The sequence below is a fragment of the Citrobacter freundii complex sp. 2024EL-00216 genome (assembly GCF_043945515.1).
Taxonomy (GTDB): Bacteria; Pseudomonadota; Gammaproteobacteria; order Enterobacterales; family Enterobacteriaceae; genus Citrobacter; species Citrobacter portucalensis.
On record NZ_JBIMRA010000069.1, the window covers coordinates 1 to 1101 of the forward strand.

Below are 1101 nucleotides of genomic sequence, written 5' to 3' on the forward strand. Positions count from 1 at the left end.
ACTGGGTTCGTGCCTTCATCCGTTTCCACGGTGTGCGTCACCCGGCAACCTTGGGCAGCAGCGAAGTCGAGGCATTTCTGTCCTGGCTGGCGAACGAGCGCAAGGTTTCGGTCTCCACGCATCGTCAGGCATTGGCGGCCTTGCTGTTCTTCTACGGCAAGGTGCTGTGCACGGATCTGCCCTGGCTTCAGGAGATCGGAAGACCTCGGCCGTCGCGGCGCTTGCCGGTGGTGCTGACCCCGGATGAAGTGGTTCGCATCCTCGGTTTTCTGGAAGGCGAGCATCGTTTGTTCGCCCAGCTTCTGTATGGAACGGGCATGCGGATCAGTGAGGGTTTGCAACTGCGGGTCAAGGATCTGGATTTCGATCACGGCACGATCATCGTGCGGGAGGGCAAGGGCTCCAAGGATCGGGCCTTGATGTTACCCGAGAGCTTGGCACCCAGCCTGCGCGAGCAGCTGTCGCGTGCACGGGCATGGTGGCTGAAGGACCAGGCCGAGGGCCGCAGCGGCGTTGCGCTTCCCGACGCCCTTGAGCGGAAGTATCCGCGCGCCGGGCATTCCTGGCCGTGGTTCTGGGTTTTTGCGCAGCACACGCATTCGACCGATCCACGGAGCGGTGTCGTGCGTCGCCATCACATGTATGACCAGACCTTTCAGCGCGCCTTCAAACGTGCCGTAGAACAAGCAGGCATCACGAAGCCCGCCACACCGCACACCCTCCGCCACTCGTTCGCGACGGCCTTGCTCCGCAGCGGTTACGACATTCGAACCGTGCAGGATCTGCTCGGCCATTCCGACGTCTCTACGACGATGATTTACACGCATGTGCTGAAAGTTGGCGGTGCCGGAGTGCGCTCACCGCTTGATGCGCTGCCGCCCCTCACTAGTGAGAGGTAGGGCAGCGCAAGTCAATCCTGGCGGATTCACTACCCCTGCGCGAAGGCCATCGGTGCCGCATCGAACGGCCGGTTGCGGAAAGTCCTCCCTGCGTCCGCTGATGGCCGGCAGCAGCCCGTCGTTGCCTGATGGATCCAACCCCTCCGCTGCTATAGTGCAGTCGGCTTCTGACGTTCAGTGCAGCCGTCTTCTGAAAACGACA

The 1101-nt window shown here is 62.1% G+C and carries 1 protein-coding gene; it reads left to right on the plus strand.

The window, feature by feature from the left end; genetic code table 11:
- Positions 1-899, plus strand: an 899-nt coding sequence (intI1, locus tag ACHHZ7_RS25430) for a class 1 integron integrase IntI1 (protein WP_031999050.1), incomplete at its 5' end; no start/stop codon positions are given.
- Positions 900-1101: the final 202 nt, after the last annotated feature.